Raw genomic sequence first — 23,036 nt, forward strand, 5'->3', positions numbered from 1 at the left:
GATGAGAGTGATGAAACCCGGCTTGCTCGATAGGAAAACGGGCCTGTGACGAAGGTTTTGTTTTCTGAGCAATCGTATCGTCGTGAATGACAAACAGCGGCTCCGCCGTGCGCTTGGAGGTCTCCAGGATCTAGAAATGGGATTCGGTTTTCACTTTATTTTGCAACACGGTTTTATCCCATACCCCTTCGGCAAGGAAATGGCCTAGTGTGGTACGATGGCGGTCACTGTATTCCGCCAAAGCGGTAACCTTGCCACGAAATCCTTTAGCGGTTGCCGCCGTCATGTACGTTTCCACATGAGTTAAAACAGGCTTGGAAAAATACAAAGACAGCTGATGCTGCAACAAATAGTTGCGGATGGCGTTGGATTCAGGTACGATGGCGGTATGAGACATAGTGATTACCTCTTTGTGAAAAGTTTGTTGTTGTGACTACTTTTTCAACACAGGTAAAGCACTTTGTCTCTATTTTTTTTGATTTTACAGTTTATTGGAAGTGGATTTGCTCATTTAAAGATAGAACTTTGATTTTAAGATTCGAGAGAATAAGTGGGTGAGAATAATGTATAAAATAGTATTATGTGACGATAATGAATTTTTTTTGAAAGAGTTACAACAGGCACTGGAAGAAATTTTTCGAGTAAACAGATGCAAATATAGTATTGAGAAACTTAACAGTGGAATTGCCTTACTTGAGAAGATTGAACATGAAAAAAAAGGTTACAATATCATTTTTCTGAATGTTAATAAAGGGGAATCTCAAGAGTTTTTGATAGCCAAACGGATAAGTATAATGCACAAGGACTGTATTTTAATATTTACATCAAATTTATGTGATATTGCTAATGAAGGATATAAGTATGGTGCTTTTAGATGGATTTTAAAGAGTAATTTAAAAGAAGAAGTCTATGAAGCAATCAATAGCATAGTTGGAGTACATAGCAGTGCAATAACGGATGAAAGAGTAATAAGATTTAAGTTTAGGCATGAGGAGGAGTATGACTACATCAATGTTCTGGAACGGGACATCATTCAACTTTATAAGAAAAATAGAAGAGTGGTGCTGGTGACATTACAAGGAGATTATGAACTTCTACTCTATACGCTAATCCGATATAAAAATTATATCAATAGTAATAATTTTCTGATTGTTTCAAGGTCACGTTTAATTAATCTATACCACGTTGAACGATTAAAAGGTGACTTTTTTCAATTATCAAATGGAGATACTGTTTGTTTGGGGTCAGATGAGCGTATAAAAAAACATGTAAAAAAATATTATTCAATTAGATATAAAAAGGGAGCAACTTAATGTAGATAATTCTACAGATAAGTCAGTCCCTATATACTTAAATATCAGATTCCAGCCCGCTCAACCATTCCGCGAGCAATCCATACCCCTGCTGCCCCGGCCTGCGCCAGACCGCGGGTAATACCCGCACCGTCTCCACCGCAGTAGAGGCCGGATATTTCTGTCTCCATCGCTTCTGTAAGCTTCGGACGAGCGGAGTAGAACTTCGCTTCCACGCCGTAGAAGAGTGTATGCTCGGAAGCAATTCCCGGCGTGACCTTCTCCAGCGCCTCTACCATCTCGATCAGGCTCTTCATTGTGTTGTACGGCAGCACCAGCCCCAGATCACCTGGCACAGCTTCCTTCAGTGTCGGTTCCAGGAATCCTTCGCTGATCCGTGCCTCCGTTGAGCGCCGTCCACGCAGGATATCACCATACTTCTGGACGATGACGCCACCGCTGGACAGGTCATTGGCTCTTTTGCAGATTTCGCGGGCATATTCGTTCGGTTTATCGAACGGGTCTGTGAACTTATGCGAGACCAGCAGGGCAAAATTCGTATTCTTGGAGCCAAGTGCCGGATCTTTATAGGAGTGTCCATTCGCAGCCATTACCCCGCTGTGATTCTCCACCACCACATGGCCGGAAGGGTTACTGCAGAAGGTACGGACACGTGTACCCACAGAAGTATTGAAAATGAACTTTCCTTCATAGAGATGCTCGTTAATCTCCTGCATCACGACATCCGAGGTCTCCACCCGGACGCCGACGTCTACCTGGTTGTTGTACATCTTCAGACGGCGCTTCTTCAGCACTTCAGTCAACCAGGCCGAGCCGTCACGGCCCGGTGCAATCATGACCAGATTGGCCTCGTAGCTCTCGCCGTTCTTCATGGAAATACCGGTCACCCGGTGGGTTCCATCCTCTTTGACTGTAATCAGGTCCTGTACTTCTGCTTTAAACACCATATCGACACGTGTTTTCAAGTATTCATATATAGATTTTAGAATTTCGAGGTTTTGTTCTGTTCCTAAATGACGCACCTGAGCCCGCAACAGCTTCAAACCAGCCGCATAGCCACGCTGCTCGATATCCCGGATACTGTCCGTTGTAGGATCGGTAATTAGATCAGTGGCGCCATGCTCCAGGTTGATCCCGTCCACATAGTTGATTAGCTCGAGCACCTTGGAAGGGGCCAGATAATCTGTCATCCACCCGCCGAACTCCGTTGTGATATTAAACTTGCCGTCACTATAAGCGCCTGCGCCCCCAAAACCAGCGGTAATGGAGCAAGCTGGCAGACAGCCCGCAAACTCCTTGCGACCGGAGGCTGGCGGACAGAGCTTAATTTTCTCCTCGAGAATCGGACAACTGCGGCGATAAATATCATGGCCTTTATCCACCAGCAGCACTTTCCAATGCGGGGCCTTCCGTGTCAGCTCATAGCAAGCGAATATTCCGGCCGGACCGGCACCAACGACAATTACATCATATTTACTCATTTGTTCCTCCCAAGAAGATAAGGCTTCTCCGCCCTTACTGCGGACGGTACGCGTTCTCATAACATGATCACTTTGTGTGCTTTGTTGGCGACACTACAGCGGGAACCGGGCGTCTGTACAGTCCAACCTTTGCTTGCCAGAACGATCAGCAACAACAAAAATCCCGCCTATTTCAAGGTATGCCAAAGCACCCTATCCGTAGCCAGGAATTTACGGTTCCCTGTAGAGACCCCCAAACCCTATCTTCGGGGATATACGAACATCTTATACAAATTTTATAGAAAATATACGAATGTGTCAAGTTATTATATCGCTTATAGTTCGTTTTTTATTAATTTTACGTCAATATAGTCCTAATTAAGATTTATTATATATATCTAAATCCGAACATTAACTACAAGATAGCTTACAGAAGGAAACGATAGGATCTTGTCGAATATATAAGTATATTGCCACTTGAAAAGAGGAACATCTTATGCAGTGCCTACTACACAATCCTCGCGAAAAATATTGGAATCGCATGCTGCTGAACGCTTTCTGGGTTATTCTCCTGGTCTATTTCGCCAGTCAGTTGCTCGTTTTGATAGTCATGGGCAACGGCAGGCTGCTGATTTCGGAGAAGGAATATATTCATATCCGTATGGTTCTTCCTGATTCCATGATCCTGGTGCTGCTTCTGCTGCTTGAAGGAATATATCGCTGGAAACCCACCCTCTCGGAGATCTCGATAATTGCGGCCAGCCATGTGTACGCGATGATAATTATTCTGCACATCTCATCGGATGTAGCTGTGAAGCCGTTCATTCTGCTAATACCACTGCTTGTATCCATGATCTATCTGAAGAGTTGCTATCTGATCGGTTCTTCCGCGATCTGCCTGATCTATTTAGTCATATTGTTCGGATCGGGTGGAGATTATAACTACATAGAGTACACCGAGAATATTATCATCGTTACCATATTTGCAGGCACCTCACTGGCCGGGTTCGCAATCATCGGACGCGGGCGGGACTTGATTCAATCCCTGGAGAATTCAGAGAAGTCAGAGCAGGATCTGCGAATACAGAATATCATCATGGACCGCTTGTCCAAGATTGATCCTTTGACAGATTTGTACAATCATAAGACCTTTCACGAATATCTGGGCTGGCTGATTGAGCATCAGCAGAGCAACCCGTTCCCGATGCAACTGGCGGTTCTGGATATCGACAACTTCAAGCAGGTCAATGACAGGTTCGGGCATTGGGTCGGGGATATCGTACTGAAGCATGTGGCAGCCGTTGTCCTCAAGCACATCTGTACCGATGATTTTGCCGCACGTTACGGTGGAGAGGAATTTGTTGTGATCTTGAATGCTAAGCCTTTCGAAAGCTCACGCGAAATTATGGAAAAGATCCGCGCGGAAATTGCCGCTCACCCCATTGAGGTGATGGGGGGGCAGGTTATCACCGTGAGCATAGGCATGCATGATTTTGCAGGTGCTGACTCCAAGAGCTATGTGTTCCAGAAAGCCGATGATGCCTTATACGAAGCGAAGAAATCGGGGAAAAATCGAATCGTAGCTCTCTGAACCCAACACAAAAGAACGAGCCCTCCATTCAGGAGCAGCTCGTTCTTTTTGATTGTATACTGTGTACATGTTTTATCAAGAGACATCGTCTATTTCTCAGAAGTAGCGCTCGACCTCGAGCAGCTTACCTACACCACGTCCGGGAACCGGGCGGCTGATGAGATAGCCCTGAACCTTATCGCAACCAGAATCCTTAAGGAATGCCAGCTGGGCTTCCTCCTCTATGCCCTCTGCAACCACCTCCAGACCCATCTTATGTCCCAACTGAACGATAATTTGTACAAAGGACTGACTGTAGGTACTATCGGACAGAGAATCTATAAAAGCCTTGTCGATTTTGAGTGTCGATATCGGCAACTGCTGCAAATAGCTCAGCGAGGAATAACCTGTACCGAAGTCATCGAGCGCAATGAGAATCCCGCATGATTTCAAATACTCCAGCTTGGTGACCATACTCTCGAAGGATTCCATAAAGATAGACTCGGTAATCTCCAGTTCCAGACATTCCGGCTGTAATCCGGTCTCCTGTAGTGTATTCAGCACCACATCAATGAAATCATCTTGCAGCATTTGAATCACAGAGATATTCACCGATATCTTGTAGGGAATACCTACCCGATCATGCACATCCTTCGTGAAACGGCAGGCTTCACGCAGCACCCATTCCCCAATATAGATAATCAGTCTGGAATCCTCTGCAACCTTGATAAAATCAAGCGGAGAAACGAAGCCCAGCACCGGACTGTTCCAGCGGATCAAGGCTTCAAAACCGGAAATCAGACCCGTTCGAATATCTACCTGTGGCTGATAGTGCAGCTCAAACTCATTATTTTTCATGGCACTTCGCAGGTGTTTCTCGATGTTCATCCGTTCATTAAAAGCCTTATGCATCGACTTATCGTATACAGCATATCTGCCTTTGCCCTCTTCCTTGGCGCGGTACATGGCTACATCAGCATTCTTCAGCATTTCCTCTGTTGTCCCCCCGTCCTCGGGGTAAAAAGAAATTCCGATGCTGACCGTAACGTACAGTTTGCTCTCTCCGATCAGGAAGGATCTTTTGAAAGCCTGCATGATCTGTTCGGCAAGTTCAAAAATAGCATCCTTATCCTGAATATCCTTGAGGAAAATCACAAACTCGTCTCCCCCCAGCCGGGAGAGCATTCCCCCTTCACCCACCAGCGATTGCAGCCGCTCACTGGCCTTTCGAATAAGCACATCCCCAAACTTGTGACCGAGTGTATCGTTAATGTATTTGAAATTGTCGGTATCAACAAACAGCAGCGCCGCTGATCCTCCCGGCTTCCGGAAATATTTCTCCATCGCCTCCAGCAGACTGGCACGGTTGGGCAGATCACTAAGGGAGTCGATATAAGCCAGACGGTGCATATTCTTCTGATTTTCCAGCAACAGCTCGTATTGGCCCATAAGCTCTTGCTGGGTCGCTGTGAGCTGCTCATAGGTCGCCTCAAGCTCCTGATAGCTATTGTTCAGCTTGAGCTCCACCTGTTTACGATTGCTGATGTCAATCAGTGAGCCGAGGAACAGCAGGATTTTGTCCCGCGGATCAACGATCGCTTTACCCCTGACCTCAAACCAAATATAGTTTCCTGCCTTAGTCCGCATGCGATATTCTGTCTCATAGATCGGAGTTAATCCGGCCAAATGCTCCTGCCGGGCTTTATTCGACGACGCCTGCTCTTCCGGATGAATGATGCTGAGCACACCGCCTTCATAGGAATTAATCTCTTCCTCGGTGTAACCCATCACCTCAAACCAGCGGTCCGAAAGCCTGTAGTAACCACTCTCCCAGTCCAGCTCCCACATGTAGGCTCCAGAGCCTTCGGAAGCCAACCGGAACCGGCGCTCACTGATCCGTAATTTGTCGAACTGATCCTGCAGTTCCTCTTCGGTTGCCGCCAGTTCTTCGTATGTAGATTCCAGTTCTTCATAACTGAGCTGGAGTTTGAGCTCATTTTGCTTGCGGATATCGATATCCAGGCCTACGAGCACGAAGATATCCTCTGCCTGACGATCCAAACCTTTGATCAGTGTGGTACGGATCGTAAAATATCTGCCTTCCGGATCGCCCTCGGGAAGCTTCAGCTCGACATCGCTGACGTATTCCAGCTCCACTGCTCGCAGCAGCAGATCTCTAAGGGTTGCCACACTGCCCTCAAGTCCACCCAAATCCTCGATGCTTACACCGAGCATCTCCCGCTCGCAAAGTCCGGTCAGCCTCTCGGCATAATAGTTGAATCTCACAATTTTTTTGTCGCTGTGAACAGCCCAAATCATCATGCCGGTATTCTCGATGACATCCTCGAAAAATTGCTGCTCTGCATGGATCACCCTGCGCAGACGATTAATATACATCTTCAGCAGAAAAGCACCGAACACCAGCAGGCAAAGGGCAATGATCACGCCGGCAACCACCTGAGTGAATATCTTATTTCTGTAGCTATCGGAATGCGAGAAAAAGTATTGCTGGTAAAGCTCCTCGAATGCCCCGGATTCCTGAAGCCGTTCCAGGCGGCTGTTCAAATAAGGAACGAGATCAGGCTTGGACTTGCTTACCCCGATAGCTACATTTACCGGATAAAGATCGCTGAGCTTATGGACAATGGTACCGGTCAGACCCTGGTCGACAATCAGGTAATCGACAACCCCCTGGTTCTCGAATAGCAGGTCCACCTCACCTTTTTTTAGCGCATCCAATGCAGCTGGTATCGTAGGATATGTTATGTATTGTTTGATGTTTGCTTTATCGCGCAGCATGGCCTCTGTATATTGGTTCTTTCCTACAGCGATTTTGTAGAGGCCTAATGTGTTCAGAGTGACTTCTTCCTTGAAGGACTGGCGGGCGTAGACGGAGATTTTACTTTTGAATACAGGCACCGAGAACAGAGCCTTCTGCTTTCGCTCATCGGTAACGACCATCAGCCCGGCGGTATCAATCTCACCATCGATCAGCCGTTCATACACATCTCCCCAATCGCCGGTGCTGTAATGAACGAGATACCCCTGCTTGTCAAAAATCATGCTGATAAGATCAACATCAAAGCCGGTCAGATAGCCGTTCTGTATGTATTTGTAGGGGGGATAGTTCAGTTCGGCCTGGTATTTAATCTCCTGTCGCTGACCATGAGCAGCGGCTGCAGGAAACGTGAAGATAAGCAGAATACTAAGTAGAAGCAGAAACGCACATCGCTTCATCGCAAGTTCTCCTTTTTCCAAAATCAAATAACAGCCCTATCTCCAGCTTTATTCGACAAAAAATGGTAAGGTTCCTGCCAGTTCCCTCTGGGGTGAATAGAAAATGTGCATCGAAAAGAGAAGTTCTTCAATTTTGTATTGATTTTTAACGCTAAAATGTGGATAATAACAAATATAGTTGATAATGATTATCATTATTGAAGAAAACAGATTATTCAACCTCACTATAATTGAGTACAAAGGAGACTGAACACCGATGAGCGCAGCCACTTCCCGGACGACACTTCAGGTAGATGATTACCTGGATCTGCTCAATCTTGCCGTAAAAGTCGGCGATCTGAAATGGCAGAAGGAAATCAAATCCAGACTGCAATACATCCTCTGTCTGCAATCCAAATAAAGACCTGACAGCCGCATTCCCTTTCCGGGGATGCGGCTTTTTTTGTGCGCGACACCGGGAACCAATAGCGGCTAGAACACGTAGTGTTAAAGATATGTAGGCCGCCGCTGAGGAACAACAGAGGGTTCATTATATAGTATAATATTCAACATAATATAGGGTGTGTCATTGTCCCTAGAGATCGGAGTGTGCCATCTTGAAGAAATGTATACTATTGTTCTTGATGATCAGTCTTATATGGGTACCAGGCGTTTTTGCCGCAGACATACCCGCACAGGGAGCGAATCTGGTTCAGGATGAAGCTGGGTTGTTGGATAGCCGTGATATAACGGCCATTTCCAAAGTAACCGCAGGCGAAGCCTTTACCTTTCATGTTCTAACTGTGGACTCCACGGAAGGAAGGTCCGCTGAAGATTACGCCAATGATATCTTTGATTCCTGGGGACTCGCCGCCAGGGATGTGCTATTGCTCATTGCTGTTCAAAATCATGATGTTCAGCTAGTTTTCGAGAATCCGCCACTGCAAGCCGCCATTAATACGTGGGCAAAAGATCAAGGCGCATCTAGCGGAAGCGCGGCCCTTGTCAAGCTGCTGGATACGTATTTCGTTCCCTCCGCCAAACATGGAGACTTTGCCGAAGGCATTACCTCGCTCTTGAATGCTGTGCAAGAGCTTGGCCGTGCGGGAAGTATAAGCGGCACGACGCAGTCCGGGAGCGGAGCTGCCTCCGGATCGCAGGGCTCTAGCTCAGGGGCTGGCTCACACGGCTCCGGATCGGCAGGAACGGGATCAGCAACTGGATCGCATGGTTCCAGTTCGGCAGGGGCAGGATCAGCAACTGGATCGCATGGTTCCAGTTCGGCAGGGGCAGGATCAGCCGCGCTGCAGGACAGCGGCTCCAGATCATCGACTGCGGCCCGGGCCACAGTCTTTGTAGGGGCAGCCCTTCTGCTTGGCGCCTTGTTCGTCCTGCTGACAGGACTACGCCGTAGCAAACAATTGGGCGAGCAGAACGAACAGCTCTCCGGCCTGCTGGTACGGACCAATCAGGCGTTGGAATCCCTGAAGCCGTTCCAGGGGATCGTCCAAGGCAAGACAGGCGCGCTGGTGGAAGCAATCTCTACGCGGCTGTCTACCCGCCTTGTAGATATCTCCGCACGCTCAGGCCAGGATGCCAAGCCCGCTCTGTATCGCTTGGGCGAGCTGAAGAAAACCTTGGAGAAGCTGCGTCAAGACAATGGTGCCTTCAGCGCTGCACTCGAAGAGGATGAGAAGCAAATTGAGGTCATCAACGAGGCCGACCGTCATGTGAAGCAACGTATCACTGCTCTCAAGAAGGAAATTCCTGAACTGGACGAAGCTCTGCAAGCCCTGATCAGAGAGACCGGCTACAATCTACAGGCGATGGTCCAGGATCTTCAGACCTTAGCCGAGAAAGCAGCCAAAGCCGATCAGCTGGAGCTATTCGACCCCATTGCCGCCCAGGAATTTACGGAGGATGCTCAGAAGAGACAGACGAAGATTGGGAAAGACCTGCAAGATGTGAGCGTATATAACGATAAGCTAAAAGCATTTTCCGGGGTGCTGTCAGACACCCGGACAACGATTTCTGCACTGATTACGCAGCATTCCCTGCAAAATATGAAGGTCAGACCCTATGACCATCTGGAGCAGGCCCAAGCACAGGCAGAAGTCATCAAGACCCCGCTCCAAAGTGGGGATATGGATGAGGTGCGCAGCATCGCCGCCCGGATGGACCTGCTTCTGTCAGAGGCTGTGGCAATGACAGAGCGGCAGGGACAAATCCGGGGGCAGAACCGGCGGGATCTCGAGACAGTTCGCACGAACTGGACCACCCTGAAGCAGCGGCGGGATGAACTGCAAAGCCGTTTCCGTGATGCCGGAGGCCGGTTCGCGGAGCAGCATCTAGCGAGCGCCCGAGAGGCGCTAGAGGAATGGGGTACACGCCTGCAGGAAGGTGCAGGCGAAGTGCCGCAGATCGAGACTTGGACCAGCGATGAACGCGGGGAATTCGATCAAGCGCGCAGCGGTCTTGACCGCCTCCTGTCGCTTCAGGACGAAGCCTCCGCGCAGTTCAGCGACATCTCCGAGGGGCTGGATGTTCTGAATAGCCGGTTAGACAAAATCAACCGGATGCTGGCGGAAGGACCTGCCCGGGTCGATGCCGCGCAGAGCCTGCTGAAGCGAAACGGCCTGGCCCGCCGGGCGCGTTCCCATAATCCGCTAATCGCTGATTATGAGAAGCTGACACTGCGGCTGGTCTCACCGCCATTCCACCTGGATGAGCTGGAGACGCTTGCCCGATCTTATGAAGCGGCAATCAGCTCCTTTGTAGAAGAAGCTAATCGGCTTGTCCGCCAGAAGCAAGAACAGGAACGCCAGGCTGCAATGGCACTGATGCTTGAGCAGCAGCGGCAGCAACAGCGACAGCAGCAACAGACTCACAACAGCAATTCGTTCGGTGGTGGAAACCATTCCTCTGGCGGCTCCTCGTGGGGCAGCGGAGACAGCAACAGATCCTCTGGGGGTTCCTCTTGGGACGGCGGAGGCAACGACAGATCCTCCGGCGGTTCCAAATGGTAGATCACATGAGGCCAGATCCCCTGTTGGATTGAACACAAAACCCCTTCAGAGCTTGCAGTTATTGCAGCTCTGAAGGGGTTTTTTACTGCTGGTCTCAGTTCTTTAGGCCATATGGTTACTACTCCTGTAACCCCTTGATAAAATCGCGAAAAGCAGGGTGCAACCAGCGTTCTTTCGGATAAATAAGCTGGATGCTGAACGACTTGTGTTCCCCCGCTAGAGGGACTGCTGCCAGAGAGCCTGCCTGACGCTCTTCCTCGATAGCATAGCCTGGCAGGAATGCCGTGCCCCAGCGGTGCCTGACAGCCTGCTTGATCCCTTCCAGATTGCCGAATTCCATATTCATTCCCAGTGTTACACCACATTGCTTCAGCGTATGCAGCAGATGATTCCGGTCCAATCCGCCAATGTAAACAATGCCGCCCCGAGAGATATAAGTCCGGGGCAGCATTCGCTTTTTTATTATGCTGGGAGGAAAATCTTCACCGCTGTGCCTTGTCCAATCTCACTCTTGATCGTGATATGACCTTTATGCGCCGATACAATTTTTTTCACAATCATCATGCCAAGTCCGTTGCCGTTGAAGCGGGTCGTATGGAAAGGTTCCCCGATCTTCAGCAGCACCTCCTCGCTCATTCCTTCACCGTTATCCGCGATGGTAATGGTCTGGAAGCCGTCCTCCACCGCCAGTGTGATCATAATATCACCGCCGAACGGCAGGGCCTCCATCGCATTCTTCAGAATATTCAGGAAGACTTGCTTAATTTGGTTGCGGTCGCATTTAATCTCAAGATCCTCTTGAAAGTCCCTAGTGACGGTAATATTGTTCATACGGACCTGGATTGCAAAAATCCCCAGCATTTCCTGTAGAATGGCGCTACATCGTTCATTCTTGAAATGCACCGCTTGCGGTTTACCCAGAATCAGGAACTCGCTAACGATCAGATTCATGCGCTCCACCTCAGACATAATCAGATCATAATGCGGAAGCTTGCCATCCTTGTTGGACAATTGAAGCATTCCTTTGACCGTAGTAAGCGGATTACGAATCTCGTGGGCGATGCTCATCGCAAGCTGACCTGCGAATACCAGCTTTTCCGTATTGCGCAGCACCTCTTCGGTCCGTTTCATCTCAGTAATGTTGCGCAGACTTCCAATCACCCGGGACAGCTTCCCACCGCTATCAAAGGCTGGCACGACATCCATCATAAAGTGCTGAATCGACCCGTGCCGCTCCAGAGTCAGCTCCAACCCAGTACATTGATCATTTAGCATCAGCGTCCGCTCAAAATAATGCCCGATTTCAGTCAGCTCAAATACGCTGGAGCCTATGATGTCATAATACCGGGTTTGCTCGATCTCCAACATATTCATACCATTCTCATTTATATCAGCGATCTTGCCGTGTTCATCCGTAATAATGACGCCCAGATAATTCGTCTCCAGCAGCATTTGATTCAGCAATTCAAGCTGGGCATTGCTCTGGCGGAGCAACAGCTCCCGCTCAATGGAATCGGCCATCGTACACAGCAACGGCAGCAGATGCGGGTGAGTTACATCGATATCCGCCATGAACGAAATCGTCCCCAGAATCTGGCTATCCTCTTTAAGAATAGGGGCGGTGCAACAGGCCATACGGTGGAGAATCTGCTGATAATGATCTTGTCCGACCAATTGGAACGGTCTCTTGTGACGAAGACACAGGTCTATTGAATTGGTGCCTACATCCTCATTCATTAACGCACCCTCACCTAGGCCGATCTGTCGAATAGTGTCGATAATGGAGGGGTCGCCTTGAAAAGCCAGCAGATATCCTTTATCGTCGGAAATAGCGACAAGAATGGGGGTTCCAGTAATAGAGGACAGGAATTTATGAACAAAGAAATCGATAACCTCGATGACTTCGCGATACTTACTCAATTGCTTCTTCAGTTGCTCGGCAGACAAACGATTCGCAAAAACGGGCGGCTGTTCAGGGTCTATGCCTCTAAGCTTGCACTGTTGTTTAGAATCCTGAATAATCTGGTTGTCCGTCATTGTTTTCATGGCTACCACCGCTCTTTCCAAGAACATATCCCTCGATTTATAAATAAGCTTCAATTTTTTAACACTAATAATTTATTCTACTTTATATACCTTAATCCTTCCATTATTAAAAATTCAGATAGTTTCTTATTGCGAACAATGCTGACCTGTGATCCCCTTGTTTTATAACAAAAAAACTCCGCCCGATGGGGGCGGAGCCTGACATTTTGTCTTAATGCTGCTCTTCCTCGAGAAACGGTTTGTTCACGTAATAATACATATAGGCCATCAGTACACCGCCACCAATTAAATTCCCAAGCGTTACCGGAATCAGGTTATGCAGTACACCGCCCCACGAGATCGTTCCAGGGTGGTCCAGCACCAGCGCTATCGCAAAGGTACACATATTAGCAACGCTATGCTCATACCCGGAGATGAAGAAGCAGAAAACGAACAGCATCATGGCGAACATTTTGGCACCATCGCTCTTCATAGACATGGGTACAAAGAACGCCAGACAGACCAGCCAGTTACACAGAATCGCCCGGAAAAACAGCTGCAACGCCGGAGCCTCCATCTTGTGGGACACCACATTCAGCAGAAATCCGTTGACGTTGGAATCATAGAACAGACCCGTCAAATAAATCAGCAGTGCAAAGGCCGCTGCGCCCAGAATGTTGCCAATATAGGTGACGACCCACATCCTGATGACGTCTAACCAGCGCATTTTCCGGCGCAACGCGGCGTAAGAGTAATAGAAGGTATCTCCCGTGAACAGGTCGCCGCCTCCGTAGGAGATCAAAATGATCGCGGCCCCGAATGTAACAGCGGCCATCGGGTACGTCATCGGTGAATGCTCCATGTAGAAAAAGTTGCCCGTCTTAAAAGCTACGATGACACCGAATCCGATAAACATACTGGCCAGCATGGCCCTGGCAATATAACGCAGTACGCTTTGGCGAAAAATCTTTTGCTTCTTGAGAGCTAGCCGTTCAACCTGCAGCAGCGCTTCGTTCTCCATATGTCCTCCGTTTGGGTATAATTTTGCAGCGGATATTGGACTGATTATACAACATCTTGGTTAAGATACCCAATAAATTTGAAACATTTTCTTAAAACGAAGTCATAGCAGGATTAATTTTTCTCATTAGCTTTTTTCTTCTTGCGTCTTGAACTGTACAGGATGGTTCCAACGAAGACGATGATCAGAATAGCGAAGAAAACTGCATAAGGCATTTCGTAACCAAATACAGCAATCAGCATTCTACCGGCAATTATAGCAATCAGCAGGAAGGCCGCCTGCTCCAGTTCCGGAATTTTCTCAATCAACCTCAAGAATACCTGCGCCACCCCACGCATCATCAGCACGCCGAGTATCCCCCCGAGGAACAATACCCATACTTGATCACTAAGACCAAATGCGGCGATCACACTGTCAATACTGAAGGCGATATCCATCAACTCTACTAATAGCACAGTCCTCCAGAAGGAAGTTCCTTTATTCTGCATCTCTTTCTCTTTACCGACCTTGAACAGGCCCTTATACGCAATATAGAAGAGATAGAGCGCACCCAAAACCTTGACCAGCGTAAACTTGATAAGGACAGTGCCCAGCCCGATCGCCAGAAATCTGAACAGATATGCCCCCACAATCCCATAGAACAAGGCTTTCTTCTGCTGTTCCTTGGGTAAATGTCGAACCATTACGGCCAGTACCAGCGCGTTATCCGCTGAGAGAAGGCCCTCCAGAAGAATCAAGCTACCGATAATTCCCCAGTTCACAGGATCGGAAAACGCCCCTACAATATCGCCCCAAGAGAAAAAATGTCCATAGTTCTCACTAATATTTCTAAAAAAATCACTCAACCCGTTCATGCCACATTTGCGCCTCCGGTAAATTCATTATTAGCTCCCAGCTATCTTGTAAATATTATTTACGCATAACCTCAACGGTAGTTCCAGATAGGCGAAGTATAGCTTGCCGGATGGTCATTTCAATCGTAGTCCTGCAGCTCACCTTGTCTACAAAAAAGACCGCCATGAGCATTATTCATCTCCGGCGGTACTTTTCAAACATGTATTAAAATGTCAAATCCCCATCATACGAAGAAATCAATCTGTACAGTTCTGGACGGCGGTCACGGAAAATGCCCCACTCAATCCGCTGAACTTCCAGAGCATCCAAATCAAACTCGCTAACCAGGACGGTCTGCTCGTCGCGTCCAGCCTCAACAATTTTGTTGCCTTGCGGTCCGGCAATGAAAGAAGAACCATAGAAGTTAATACTGGAATCCTCATCGATCTCTTCGCCAATCCGGTTGGAAGCCACAACAGGAATCAGGTTGGCTGCGGCATGGCCCAGCATACACATCTGCCAGTGATCTTTGGAATCAATGCTTCCATCCTGAGGTTCCGAGCCAATAGCCGTCGGATAGAAGAGGATTTCTGCCCCCATCAGACTCATTACACGGGCAGCTTCCGGGTACCACTGATCCCAGCAAATACCAACGCCGATTTTGGCATAACGGGTATTCCAGACCTTGAAGCCGGTATCGCCCGGGTTGAAATAGAACTTCTCTTCATAGCCCGGTCCGTCCGGGATGTGGCTCTTGCGGTATTTGCCAAGTACCGTACCGTCAGCATCAATCACAGCCAGCGAGTTGTAGCGGGCATAGTTTTTCTTCTCATAGAAGCTGATAGGCAGCACGACCTGCAGCTCTTTTGCTACTTTTTTGAAATGATTAACGGCCTTGTTCTGCTCGAGCTCAGTCGCATACGCATAATATTCCGATTTCTCTTTCTGGCAGAAATACGGGGTCTCAAACAGTTCCTGCAGCAAAATAATTTGCGCGCCCTGTGCGGCCGCTTCTCTCACCAACGTCTCGGCTTTGCTAATATTCTCGTCAATGTTGCCGGAACAGCTCATCTGCGTTGCAGCTACTTTTACATTTCTCACGTATCGGTCCTCCTTATATATAAAACCAGTCTTGTTGGTTCATCCGTTAAAATGGGTTTACTTCACCGCAGGCATCTGCTGTGTAGTACAGTGAACATTTCCGCCTTCGCCGATCACGGCCATGCCGTTCACCGTACGGATGCGGCGGTCCGGGAACAGCCCAGCCAATGTCTCAGCAGCCAGCTTGTCTGTCTCCACAGCGGTTCCACCGAATACAGGCAGAACAATGCCCCCGTTCACAAAATAGAAATTCAGGTAGCTCAGGGTCAGACGTCCATCTTCTCCATCTACGCGAGGCGGCTGCTGAATCTTGATGATCTCCAGCTTCCGGCCCTTCGCGTCAGTAGCATTCTCCAGAATCCGCAGATTCTCTTGCGTAATCTCATAGTTCTCATCCTGCGGATCATCGCAGACCTGAATAATGACCTTGCCCGGTGCCGCGAAGCACGCAATGTTATCGACATGGCCGTCTGTCTCATCACCGCTCAAACCGCGCTTCAGCCAGATCACGGACTCTGCGCCGATATAATTACGCAACTGTTCTTCAATCTCATCTCGTCCCAGATCCGGGTTCCGGTTCGTATTCAGCAGGCACTCTTCCGTAGTCAGAACCGTTCCCTCTCCATCCGTATGAATGGAGCCTCCCTCCATTACGAGCGGTGCATCATAACGGGTGACCTTCAGATGCTCCAGAATCTGCGGAGCGACATTATCGTCGAGATCCCAAGGAGAATATTTGCCGCCCCAAGCATTGAACTTCCAGTTGACACCTGCGAGGGCACCTTCTTCGTTCACTACGAACGTAGGGCCATTATCACGCAGCCACGCATCATTATGTGCAATTGGCAGAAGGGAAACTCGCGGTCCGCCGACCAAGGCTTCCACCGTTTTCAGTTCATCAGGGTTCACGATCACCGTCACCGGCTCGAACTCTGCCATTGCTTTTATAATTTCTGCATACCCTTGGCACACAGACTCATGATTATCTGGAAAACACATGGATGCCTGCACAGGCCAGGAGATAAAGGTGCGCTCATGCTGGCTCCACTCCGGCGGCATCGTATAGTTCAGTTCTTTAGGATACATTTCGTTAGCTACCTCTACAGTTAAATTTAGAACCAGGATTGCCCCAAAGTTCCTTACATATCATACAATAATATGCCCCCTAGCTCAATTGCCGAAGTATAATTACGAGAAAGGTTATTTTTATAATAATAGTAAAAAAAATCATATTATAGACTCATCTACCGTATTGACCACTGTTCTATTCAGCGCGATAATTGAAGAAACATTTATCCAATTTATGGATTCTGGCGCGAAAGGTGGTCGTACCTTGGAAGCTGCAGCAACCATTTTGACTGAACTGGAGCATTACCTGAGAAGAGAAGCCTTGACGCTGGCTCAATTTGCAGAACGTACCGGCCTTCATTCCGGAACCCTAAGCAATATCATCCACGCCCGCCGACCGATTGCCATGCAGCAGCTTGACCGGATCACTTCAGCAATGGGGAAGCCGGATGGTTTTTTCTATGAAATGTATATTCATGATTACATTATTGAAGGGTCAGCAGATTGGCGGCGAATTGGCCCTTTGTTGCAGAGATGTGCTGAACTGGACAAGCTAGGCGCGATTAAGAATATTGTACAGCATATTATGGACAATCTGATGTACTCTCCCTTGCTGTTTGAGGCAGCGGAAGCGCTATTCGCTCAAGGTTATCTTGTAGCAGCTGCACTTCTGTACGAGAATGTGGCAGCAGGTGAAAAGCTCCAGCACTCCGAACGCCTGGCTCTGTGCCAGTACAGACTGTTTGCCATTCGTTTAGAGGATAATCAGGATGAGAACCTGCGTGCCGCCAATCAATTCGAACCCTATATAGAGCGACTGGAGGAAGCCGATCAACTGGATGCGCTGAAGCATTTAGCGGATATCTATGCCTCCCTGCATCGCTGGGACAAGGTAATGGAACTCGCAGAGCTTATGGGCCATAAAGCAGATATTCTATATCATCACTTTCGCAAAGATTCTGTGACCAAGACACCGACTCGCCCTATCATCTATTACATCCTTTATGCCAATTTGCTGGGCTCCTTGGTCTGTGATGAGCGTGGAGATTACGAACAAGCCTTGCAGTATGCATCTCTATATTCGGACGTAAGCTGGGCAAGGTCACCTGTTAACGAAGAGGAGTCCCGGGTAATTGAACAATTCAAAGAGTGGGCTACAGCGAATAGCTACTTGTACCGCCTTATGGCTGGACAAGTAGACGTCTTACCCGACTACATCAAATATGTCGAAGTTCGGGAGAACGAAATATTCCAGGCTCTTTTTAAAATCATGCAGGCCGCCAACCGCTATCGATTTGATGTTGATGCGATTTTGTTGCAATTCACAGACAACCTGTCGTATAAAGAGCAACACAGCCGACTGGGGAAGTACACTCAGCAGTTAACCGGAGATAAATACACACGGTTTCTTACCGAACTGGCCATATACTATCTCAGAAAAAATAATCTAGAGGCTGGCTTTGAGTACTTAATGGGGAGTCTGGAATCTTCGGTAAGAACGAGAAGCAATGATAGCATTGTGCGGTGTGTGGGATTATTTGAAAAGTACCGCGCGGCAGCTTCAGTAGAGCAACAGGAAGCATACGCAGGCTTAATCGGGGAAATGCACCGAATTAATGAAGAGAGAGCCTCTTATATCATTAAGACTTTATAGACACTAAATTAAACTACACCTCACTCAAACAACTACCCACTATTTGGAATAAAAGTATTATTAATACTAACTATTTTTTGAGCAAAGTTTGGCATCATCCTATAAACTATTAATAGAATCACTTTCAAGATTCCCTCAACAATTTTTAAAGTAGCCTGAACACACTACACAATTGGGGAGGTGTAACGAAACATGAGAAAGATGGTTTTGTGGGCAGTATCGTTTAGTTTCTTATTAATCGTAATTATTTCAGTAAATATACCAAGTAGTGGTTCCGAGTCAATTCAGTCCGCACTGCAACTCATGACACACGGCTCTGGCGGCTAACGAGAAGCTTTTAACGTCTACACATTTAGACAAAAAACAAAAGAGTCGTTCTGGAGGTATCAGGAATGACTCTTTTGTTGTTTTAAACCTCGTCGTTCCCCCAATCTCCTATTTTTTGACAGACGATTCTATAATACTACATATAGGAGGGATGTATTATGCAGTCGAGCCAGCCAGCCATCTTAATTCAAGTCGAGAGAGCCCGGGAAGAACTTCATCAAACACAGAAGAGATACGGTTTCTTTACACATCCCAAGGTCATCGAACAGTCGATGATTCTGGACGAGCTATTAAATCAATATCAACGCAAACGGCTTGTAAACTAGTTATTTCAATGATTTTCAATATAAATAAACACCTTATTTAGGGGGGAATATGTTTATTCCTATACTTGAAGCTATGACCATGGAGCAAGTGCTGGAAGTCATTCTGTTATTAGGCATGAACCTGGGCGCTGTATTTTGGGTACTACAAAAGCAAGCAAAAAAGACCCGCTAAATTCCTGTCTACACCAGCAAAATCAATATCCTGAATGCAAAGGTAGACAGGAACACAATGATAATAATTGATACACATACTACATATAGAGCTTCAAAATAGATCGTTTCAGAGCATTCGGATTTACCCCCACTTGAACCCTCTTAGCTCCTCTATTTTTTCATAACAAATCCCTTCTTCATATCTCCAGACATAAACATCCGCAAGGTTATCAATATCAATATCAAGTAGCCAACACAACCTGTGCATTCAAATATTATCTAAAAGACAGTATAGAGTTATTATTGACGATGATAATCATTATCAATTATAGTGTTATACATAAACTGATGGCTCTCTTAAATCCTGCTGGATGGTATTAAGGGTCACTCCGGAGGATTCCATATGTTTCATGGTGGAAGGGGCATTCGTTTGAATAAGACATAGTATTTCACCGGAAAATTCAGGTTCAAGAGGAGAGGAACTTCATTCATGCAAAGAAATACAAATAAGTTACTGTTTGCTTTCCTTTTACTTTTCACTTTATTGCTGGGGGCATGCTCCAACGGTAAACCAAACGCTAATGAAAATTCATTAACACAAGCAAACACCAAAACAATGAGTACGGTCTTCGGTAATGTTGATGTGCCTATGGAACCCAAACGTATTGTCAGTGTCGGGCTTGAGGATATGCTACTTTCATTGGATGCACCGTTAGTTCAAGCCAGTGGAACGAAAGGGGATTATCTGTACGACAGACTTCAGGAGAAGAAGGTTCCGACTCTAAATTTTTCATCTACACCTAACTATGAAGCTATACTGGCCGCGAACCCAGATTTGATTATTATAATTGATGGGTATGTTGATCAAGCAGGCTTTGAGAAACTTTCACAAATTGCGCCAACTCTTGTCTATGATCGAGGTGACTGGAAAACTTCAATCGTACAGATCGGCAAAGCGATTAATCGCGAAGAACAAGCAAATGAGATCATTAAAGCCTATGACGATAAATTGAGTAAGGCACGTCAGACGATTGCTCAATCGGTTGGAACGAATAAAACCGTTACCTTAGTGCGGCTTACGGACAAAGAAGCTGACGTGTTTTTCCCAAAGTTCCCTTATGGGGGAGTACTCTATAACGATTTGGGTCTAAAACCTGATGTAACTCTTACGGAATTTCAAAAAACAGCGGAAGAAGACTGGGGAGCTACTTTGTCATTGGAGAAGCTGCCAGAATTGAAAGCTGATTATTTGTTTGTCACGGCAGGGTATTCTGCTTCTTCTGAAGAGGAGTTTCAAAAAACATTAGAGACCGTGAAGGGAGTAGAGTCATTGCAAGTGTGGAAAGCGATCCCTGCTGTGAAGCAAAACCATACGTATAAAGTATCGGCAAGGCACTGGATGCTCAATGGCCCGATTGCTGACAGCATGAAAATCGACGATGTCGTGCAAGCTCTAACCGTAACAAAATAAACTTAAGTCTCAGCCATTCGGTCCGTTCGATTCCAATGGTGCCTACCCACTGCCAAAAACATTCCAGATTCAGCACATAAATACCCTGCCTTACCTACTCTATCGGAACATGGGTATTTTATAGAGGACATGCTTGGAGGTATGTTCACCGTGACCTCCTTGCATGTCCTTTTTCATCCCAAAGCCCAGCTATTCCTCAATCAATGGCATGATCGGCACTGCCCTACAGCTTAATTCCCTTAATCGTATCCCCATCGAAATCCTTCACCCTGAACTCGCCGTTTTGAAGAATACCGTATGAGTTTGGATAATTCTCCTTGGGAAGAGAAATCGAGCCCGGATTTAGTACATAAATGCCTTCCTTCACATCGGCTACAGGAACATGGGTATGTCCTTGGATAAAAATATCGCCCGGAGATAGAGGCGGAAGATTGTCCATGCTGAAGCCGTGCCCGTGTGTCGCATAGATCCGCCGGCCTTCATGCAGAATCAGGGCATAATCGCCCATCATCGGAAATTCCAGCAGCATCTGATCCACCTCAGCGTCACAATTGCCGCGTACCGCCACGATTTGGCTCTTGTATGCATTCAGCTTGTCAGCGACGCCCTGCGGGTTATAGCCCTCCGGCAGCGGATTCCGCGGCCCGTGATACATAAAATCGCCCAGGAAAATAAGCTGATCCGGCTGTTCCACGGCTACTTTTTCCAAAGTCTGTTCCAGCCAGAACAAAGACCCGTGAATATCGGAAATAAACATTAACTTCATCGTCAACCACCCTTTCGTCTACCCTAATTTCAGATGCTTCCATTGTAGGACAGTCCTTGCTTTGGTTCAAATTACATTCATACAAATGTCCGCTAAGTACATCACATAAGACAGTAATGCGAATCAACAACACAAAGCGGACGCCTATGAAGGCGCCCTGCTCTTTCTATACACATAACCTGTCATAGCTTAGGGCAAATTGGAGGCTCCCATTAAAAAGCGGTCCACTTCACGCGCAGCCTGCCGCCCTTCCTGAATAGCCCACACGACTAGACTTTGTCCGCGGCGCATATCGCCAGCGGTGAACACGCCTTCCACATTCGTTGCTTGAGCACCGAACTCCGCTGCGGCATTAGAGCGCTCGTCGCGCGCTATCCCAAGCTGATCCAGCACCGTGCTCTCCGGTCCGGTGAAGCCCAAAGCCAGTAGCACCAGCTGTGCCTTCAGCACTTCCTCGCTGCCTGGCACTTCCACCGGTACCATCCGTCCCTGCTCATCTCGGGTCCATTCAATGCGGACGGTATGCAGCTCCTGCACCTGTCCGCCGTCATCCCCCACAAATCGCTTTGTCGATACGAGATAGCGGCGCGGATCTTCACTGTACAGGGCAGCGGCTTCTTCCTGGCCATAATCGACTTTGAGCACCTTCGGCCATTCCGGCCAAGGGTTACCAGGCTGCCGCGACAGCGGTGCCTGCGGCATAATCTCCAACTGGATCACGCTGCGGCAGCCGTGCCGGATAGATGTCGCCACGCAGTCGGTGCCGGTATCACCGCCTCCAATGACGACGACATCTTTGCCCGCTGCGGATAGGTACTCTCCGTCTGCAAGCCCGGAATCCAGCAGGCTCTTTGTATTCAGAGTCAGGAATTCCATCGCCTGATGGATACCGGACAGCCCGCGCCCTTCCACCGGCAGGTCGCGGGCCACCGTGGAGCCGCCACAGAGAACAACAGCGTCATGTTCCCCCCGGACCTGTTCCGCAGGGATGTCCTTGCCGATCTCCGTTCCGGTCACGAAGGTGACGCCTTCCGCTGTCAGCAGATCCACGCGCCGCTGTACCGTCCCTTTATCCAGCTTCATGTTGGGGATGCCATAGGTTAGTAAACCGCCAATGCGGTCAGCCCGCTCGTATACTGTCACTGTGTGTCCAGCCTTATTAAGCTGGGCTGCACAGGCCAGACCCGCCGGTCCCGAGCCAACCACAGCCACTTTCTTACCTGTCCGCACCAGTGGCGGCTCCGGCACAATCCAACCCTCAGCAAAGCCCCTGTCTACAATCGCCTTCTCAATGGACTTAATCGTTACCGGCTTGCCGTTCATACCGACGGTACAAGAGCCTTCGCACGGGGATGGACAGACCCGGCCCGTGAACTCAGGAAAGTTATTGGTTTTGTGCAGCCGCTTTAGCGCTATCTCCCAGTTCCCACGATAGACAAGATCATTCCACTCCGGAATCAGATTATGCAGCGGGCAGCCGGAAGCCATACCGGACAGCAGGCGGCCCACATGGCAGAAGGGTGTACCGCAATCCATGCATCGAGCTCCCTGCTCCCGCAGTTTTTCCTCATCCATTTTGATAGCAAATTCGTTCCAGTTCTTGATCCGTTCCAGCGGCACACATTCTGCCGGCGTCTGCCGCGCATACTCCATAAATCCGGTTGCTTTGCCCATAACAGTCATCCTCCGAGTCTTCTTAAATGAC

The 23,036-nt window shown here is 48.0% G+C and carries 18 protein-coding genes, 1 pseudogene and 1 riboswitch; of the genes and pseudogenes, 8 read left to right on the top strand and 11 right to left on the bottom strand.

All coding sequences use genetic code 11. From position 1 onward, the window contains the following. Positions 1-397: pseudogene (locus HPT30_RS14055) on the bottom strand (IS701 family transposase); the annotation flags it as partial. Positions 398-563: 166 nt separating this feature from the next. Between HPT30_RS14055 and HPT30_RS14060 the strand changes: the two are divergent. Beyond that, the gene (locus HPT30_RS14060) at positions 564-1,313 is read left to right on the top strand and encodes a LytR/AlgR family response regulator transcription factor (RefSeq protein ID WP_175371991.1); all 750 of its coding nucleotides are present in this window, start codon (positions 564-566) and stop codon (positions 1,311-1,313) included. Positions 1,314-1,357: 44 nt separating this feature from the next. Here the strand turns inward: HPT30_RS14060 and HPT30_RS14065 are convergent, their stop codons facing one another. After that, positions 1,358-2,794, bottom strand: a complete 1,437-nt coding sequence (locus HPT30_RS14065; protein ID WP_175371992.1) for an NAD(P)/FAD-dependent oxidoreductase — start codon at positions 2,792-2,794, stop codon at positions 1,358-1,360. Between the two features lie 179 nt (positions 2,795-2,973). Beyond that, positions 2,974-3,073: riboswitch (purine riboswitch) on the bottom strand. Between the two features lie 196 nt (positions 3,074-3,269). Between HPT30_RS14065 and HPT30_RS14070 the strand changes: the two genes are divergently transcribed. Beyond that, on the top strand, positions 3,270-4,364 hold the full coding sequence (locus tag HPT30_RS14070) for a GGDEF domain-containing protein (protein WP_175371993.1): 1,095 nt from the start codon (positions 3,270-3,272) through the stop codon (positions 4,362-4,364). 96 nt (positions 4,365-4,460) lie between these two features. On the opposite strand, the gene HPT30_RS14075 is transcribed toward HPT30_RS14070, so the two are convergent. After that, positions 4,461-7,580: an EAL domain-containing protein gene (locus HPT30_RS14075; RefSeq protein WP_175371994.1), complete on the bottom strand. Its 3,120-nt coding sequence runs from the start codon at positions 7,578-7,580 to the stop codon at positions 4,461-4,463. Between the two features lie 256 nt (positions 7,581-7,836). Here HPT30_RS14075 and HPT30_RS14080 point away from each other — a divergent pair, with 256 nt between their 5' ends. Both HPT30_RS14080 and HPT30_RS14085 read left to right on the top strand, forming a co-directional pair. Beyond that, positions 7,837-7,980, top strand: coding sequence for a hypothetical protein (locus HPT30_RS14080; RefSeq protein ID WP_175371995.1), 144 nt, complete (start codon positions 7,837-7,839; stop codon positions 7,978-7,980). 196 nt (positions 7,981-8,176) lie between these two features. Further along, a complete protein-coding gene (locus HPT30_RS14085) occupies positions 8,177-10,585 on the top strand; it encodes a TPM domain-containing protein (protein ID WP_175371996.1) in 2,409 nt (802 codons plus the stop codon). A gap of 118 nt (positions 10,586-10,703) precedes the next feature. On the opposite strand, the gene HPT30_RS14090 is transcribed toward HPT30_RS14085, so the two are convergent. The 6 genes from HPT30_RS14090 to HPT30_RS14115 form a co-directional block, all read right to left on the bottom strand. After that, positions 10,704-11,036, bottom strand: coding sequence for a substrate-binding domain-containing protein (locus HPT30_RS14090; RefSeq protein WP_175371997.1), 333 nt, complete (start codon positions 11,034-11,036; stop codon positions 10,704-10,706). Between the two features lie 11 nt (positions 11,037-11,047). After that, complete coding sequence (locus tag HPT30_RS14095) at positions 11,048-12,631, bottom strand: ATP-binding protein (RefSeq protein ID WP_175371998.1); 1,584 nt, start codon at positions 12,629-12,631, stop codon at positions 11,048-11,050. A 211-nt stretch (positions 12,632-12,842) separates the two neighbouring features. After that, positions 12,843-13,631 carry a formate/nitrite transporter family protein gene (locus HPT30_RS14100; RefSeq protein ID WP_175371999.1) on the bottom strand — a complete coding sequence of 263 codons (789 nt, stop codon included), beginning with the start codon at positions 13,629-13,631 and terminating at the stop codon, positions 12,843-12,845. Between the two features lie 113 nt (positions 13,632-13,744). Then, positions 13,745-14,485 (bottom strand): MeeY/MeeF family manganese export membrane protein, encoded by a 741-nt coding sequence (locus HPT30_RS14105; RefSeq protein ID WP_175372000.1) that lies wholly within the window; start codon positions 14,483-14,485, stop codon positions 13,745-13,747. Positions 14,486-14,690: 205 nt separating this feature from the next. Beyond that, positions 14,691-15,566 (bottom strand): N-carbamoylputrescine amidase, encoded by an 876-nt coding sequence (aguB, locus tag HPT30_RS14110; RefSeq protein ID WP_175372001.1) that lies wholly within the window; start codon positions 15,564-15,566, stop codon positions 14,691-14,693. 57 nt (positions 15,567-15,623) lie between these two features. Beyond that, positions 15,624-16,652: an agmatine deiminase family protein gene (locus HPT30_RS14115; protein ID WP_175372002.1), complete on the bottom strand. Its 1,029-nt coding sequence runs from the start codon at positions 16,650-16,652 to the stop codon at positions 15,624-15,626. 247 nt (positions 16,653-16,899) lie between these two features. Here HPT30_RS14115 and HPT30_RS14120 point away from each other — a divergent pair, with 247 nt between their 5' ends. The 4 genes from HPT30_RS14120 to HPT30_RS14130 all read left to right on the top strand — a co-directional run bounded on the left by HPT30_RS14120 (position 16,900) and on the right by HPT30_RS14130 (position 20,565). Next, on the top strand, positions 16,900-18,288 hold the full coding sequence (locus tag HPT30_RS14120) for a helix-turn-helix domain-containing protein (RefSeq protein WP_175372003.1): 1,389 nt from the start codon (positions 16,900-16,902) through the stop codon (positions 18,286-18,288). 485 nt (positions 18,289-18,773) lie between these two features. Beyond that, complete coding sequence (locus HPT30_RS14125; protein WP_175372004.1) at positions 18,774-18,941, top strand: aspartyl-phosphate phosphatase Spo0E family protein; 168 nt, start codon at positions 18,774-18,776, stop codon at positions 18,939-18,941. A gap of 49 nt (positions 18,942-18,990) precedes the next feature. After that, positions 18,991-19,113, top strand: coding sequence for a hypothetical protein (locus HPT30_RS30410; protein WP_281364496.1), 123 nt, complete (start codon positions 18,991-18,993; stop codon positions 19,111-19,113). Between the two features lie 471 nt (positions 19,114-19,584). After that, on the top strand, positions 19,585-20,565 hold the full coding sequence (locus tag HPT30_RS14130; protein ID WP_175372005.1) for an iron-siderophore ABC transporter substrate-binding protein: 981 nt from the start codon (positions 19,585-19,587) through the stop codon (positions 20,563-20,565). Positions 20,566-20,788: 223 nt separating this feature from the next. Here HPT30_RS14130 and yfcE read toward each other — a convergent pair whose 3' ends face one another. Together yfcE and HPT30_RS14140 are read right to left on the bottom strand one after the other, a co-directional pair. Further along, on the bottom strand, positions 20,789-21,331 hold the full coding sequence (gene yfcE / locus HPT30_RS14135; RefSeq protein WP_175372006.1) for a phosphodiesterase: 543 nt from the start codon (positions 21,329-21,331) through the stop codon (positions 20,789-20,791). Between the two features lie 189 nt (positions 21,332-21,520). Next, positions 21,521-23,005: a glutamate synthase subunit beta gene (locus tag HPT30_RS14140; protein ID WP_175372007.1), complete on the bottom strand. Its 1,485-nt coding sequence runs from the start codon at positions 23,003-23,005 to the stop codon at positions 21,521-21,523. Positions 23,006-23,036 lie beyond the last annotated feature (31 nt).

Origin of the sequence: Paenibacillus agri, assembly GCF_013359945.1 — a bacterium.
Taxonomy (GTDB): domain Bacteria; phylum Bacillota; class Bacilli; order Paenibacillales; family Paenibacillaceae; genus Paenibacillus_AQ; species Paenibacillus_AQ agri.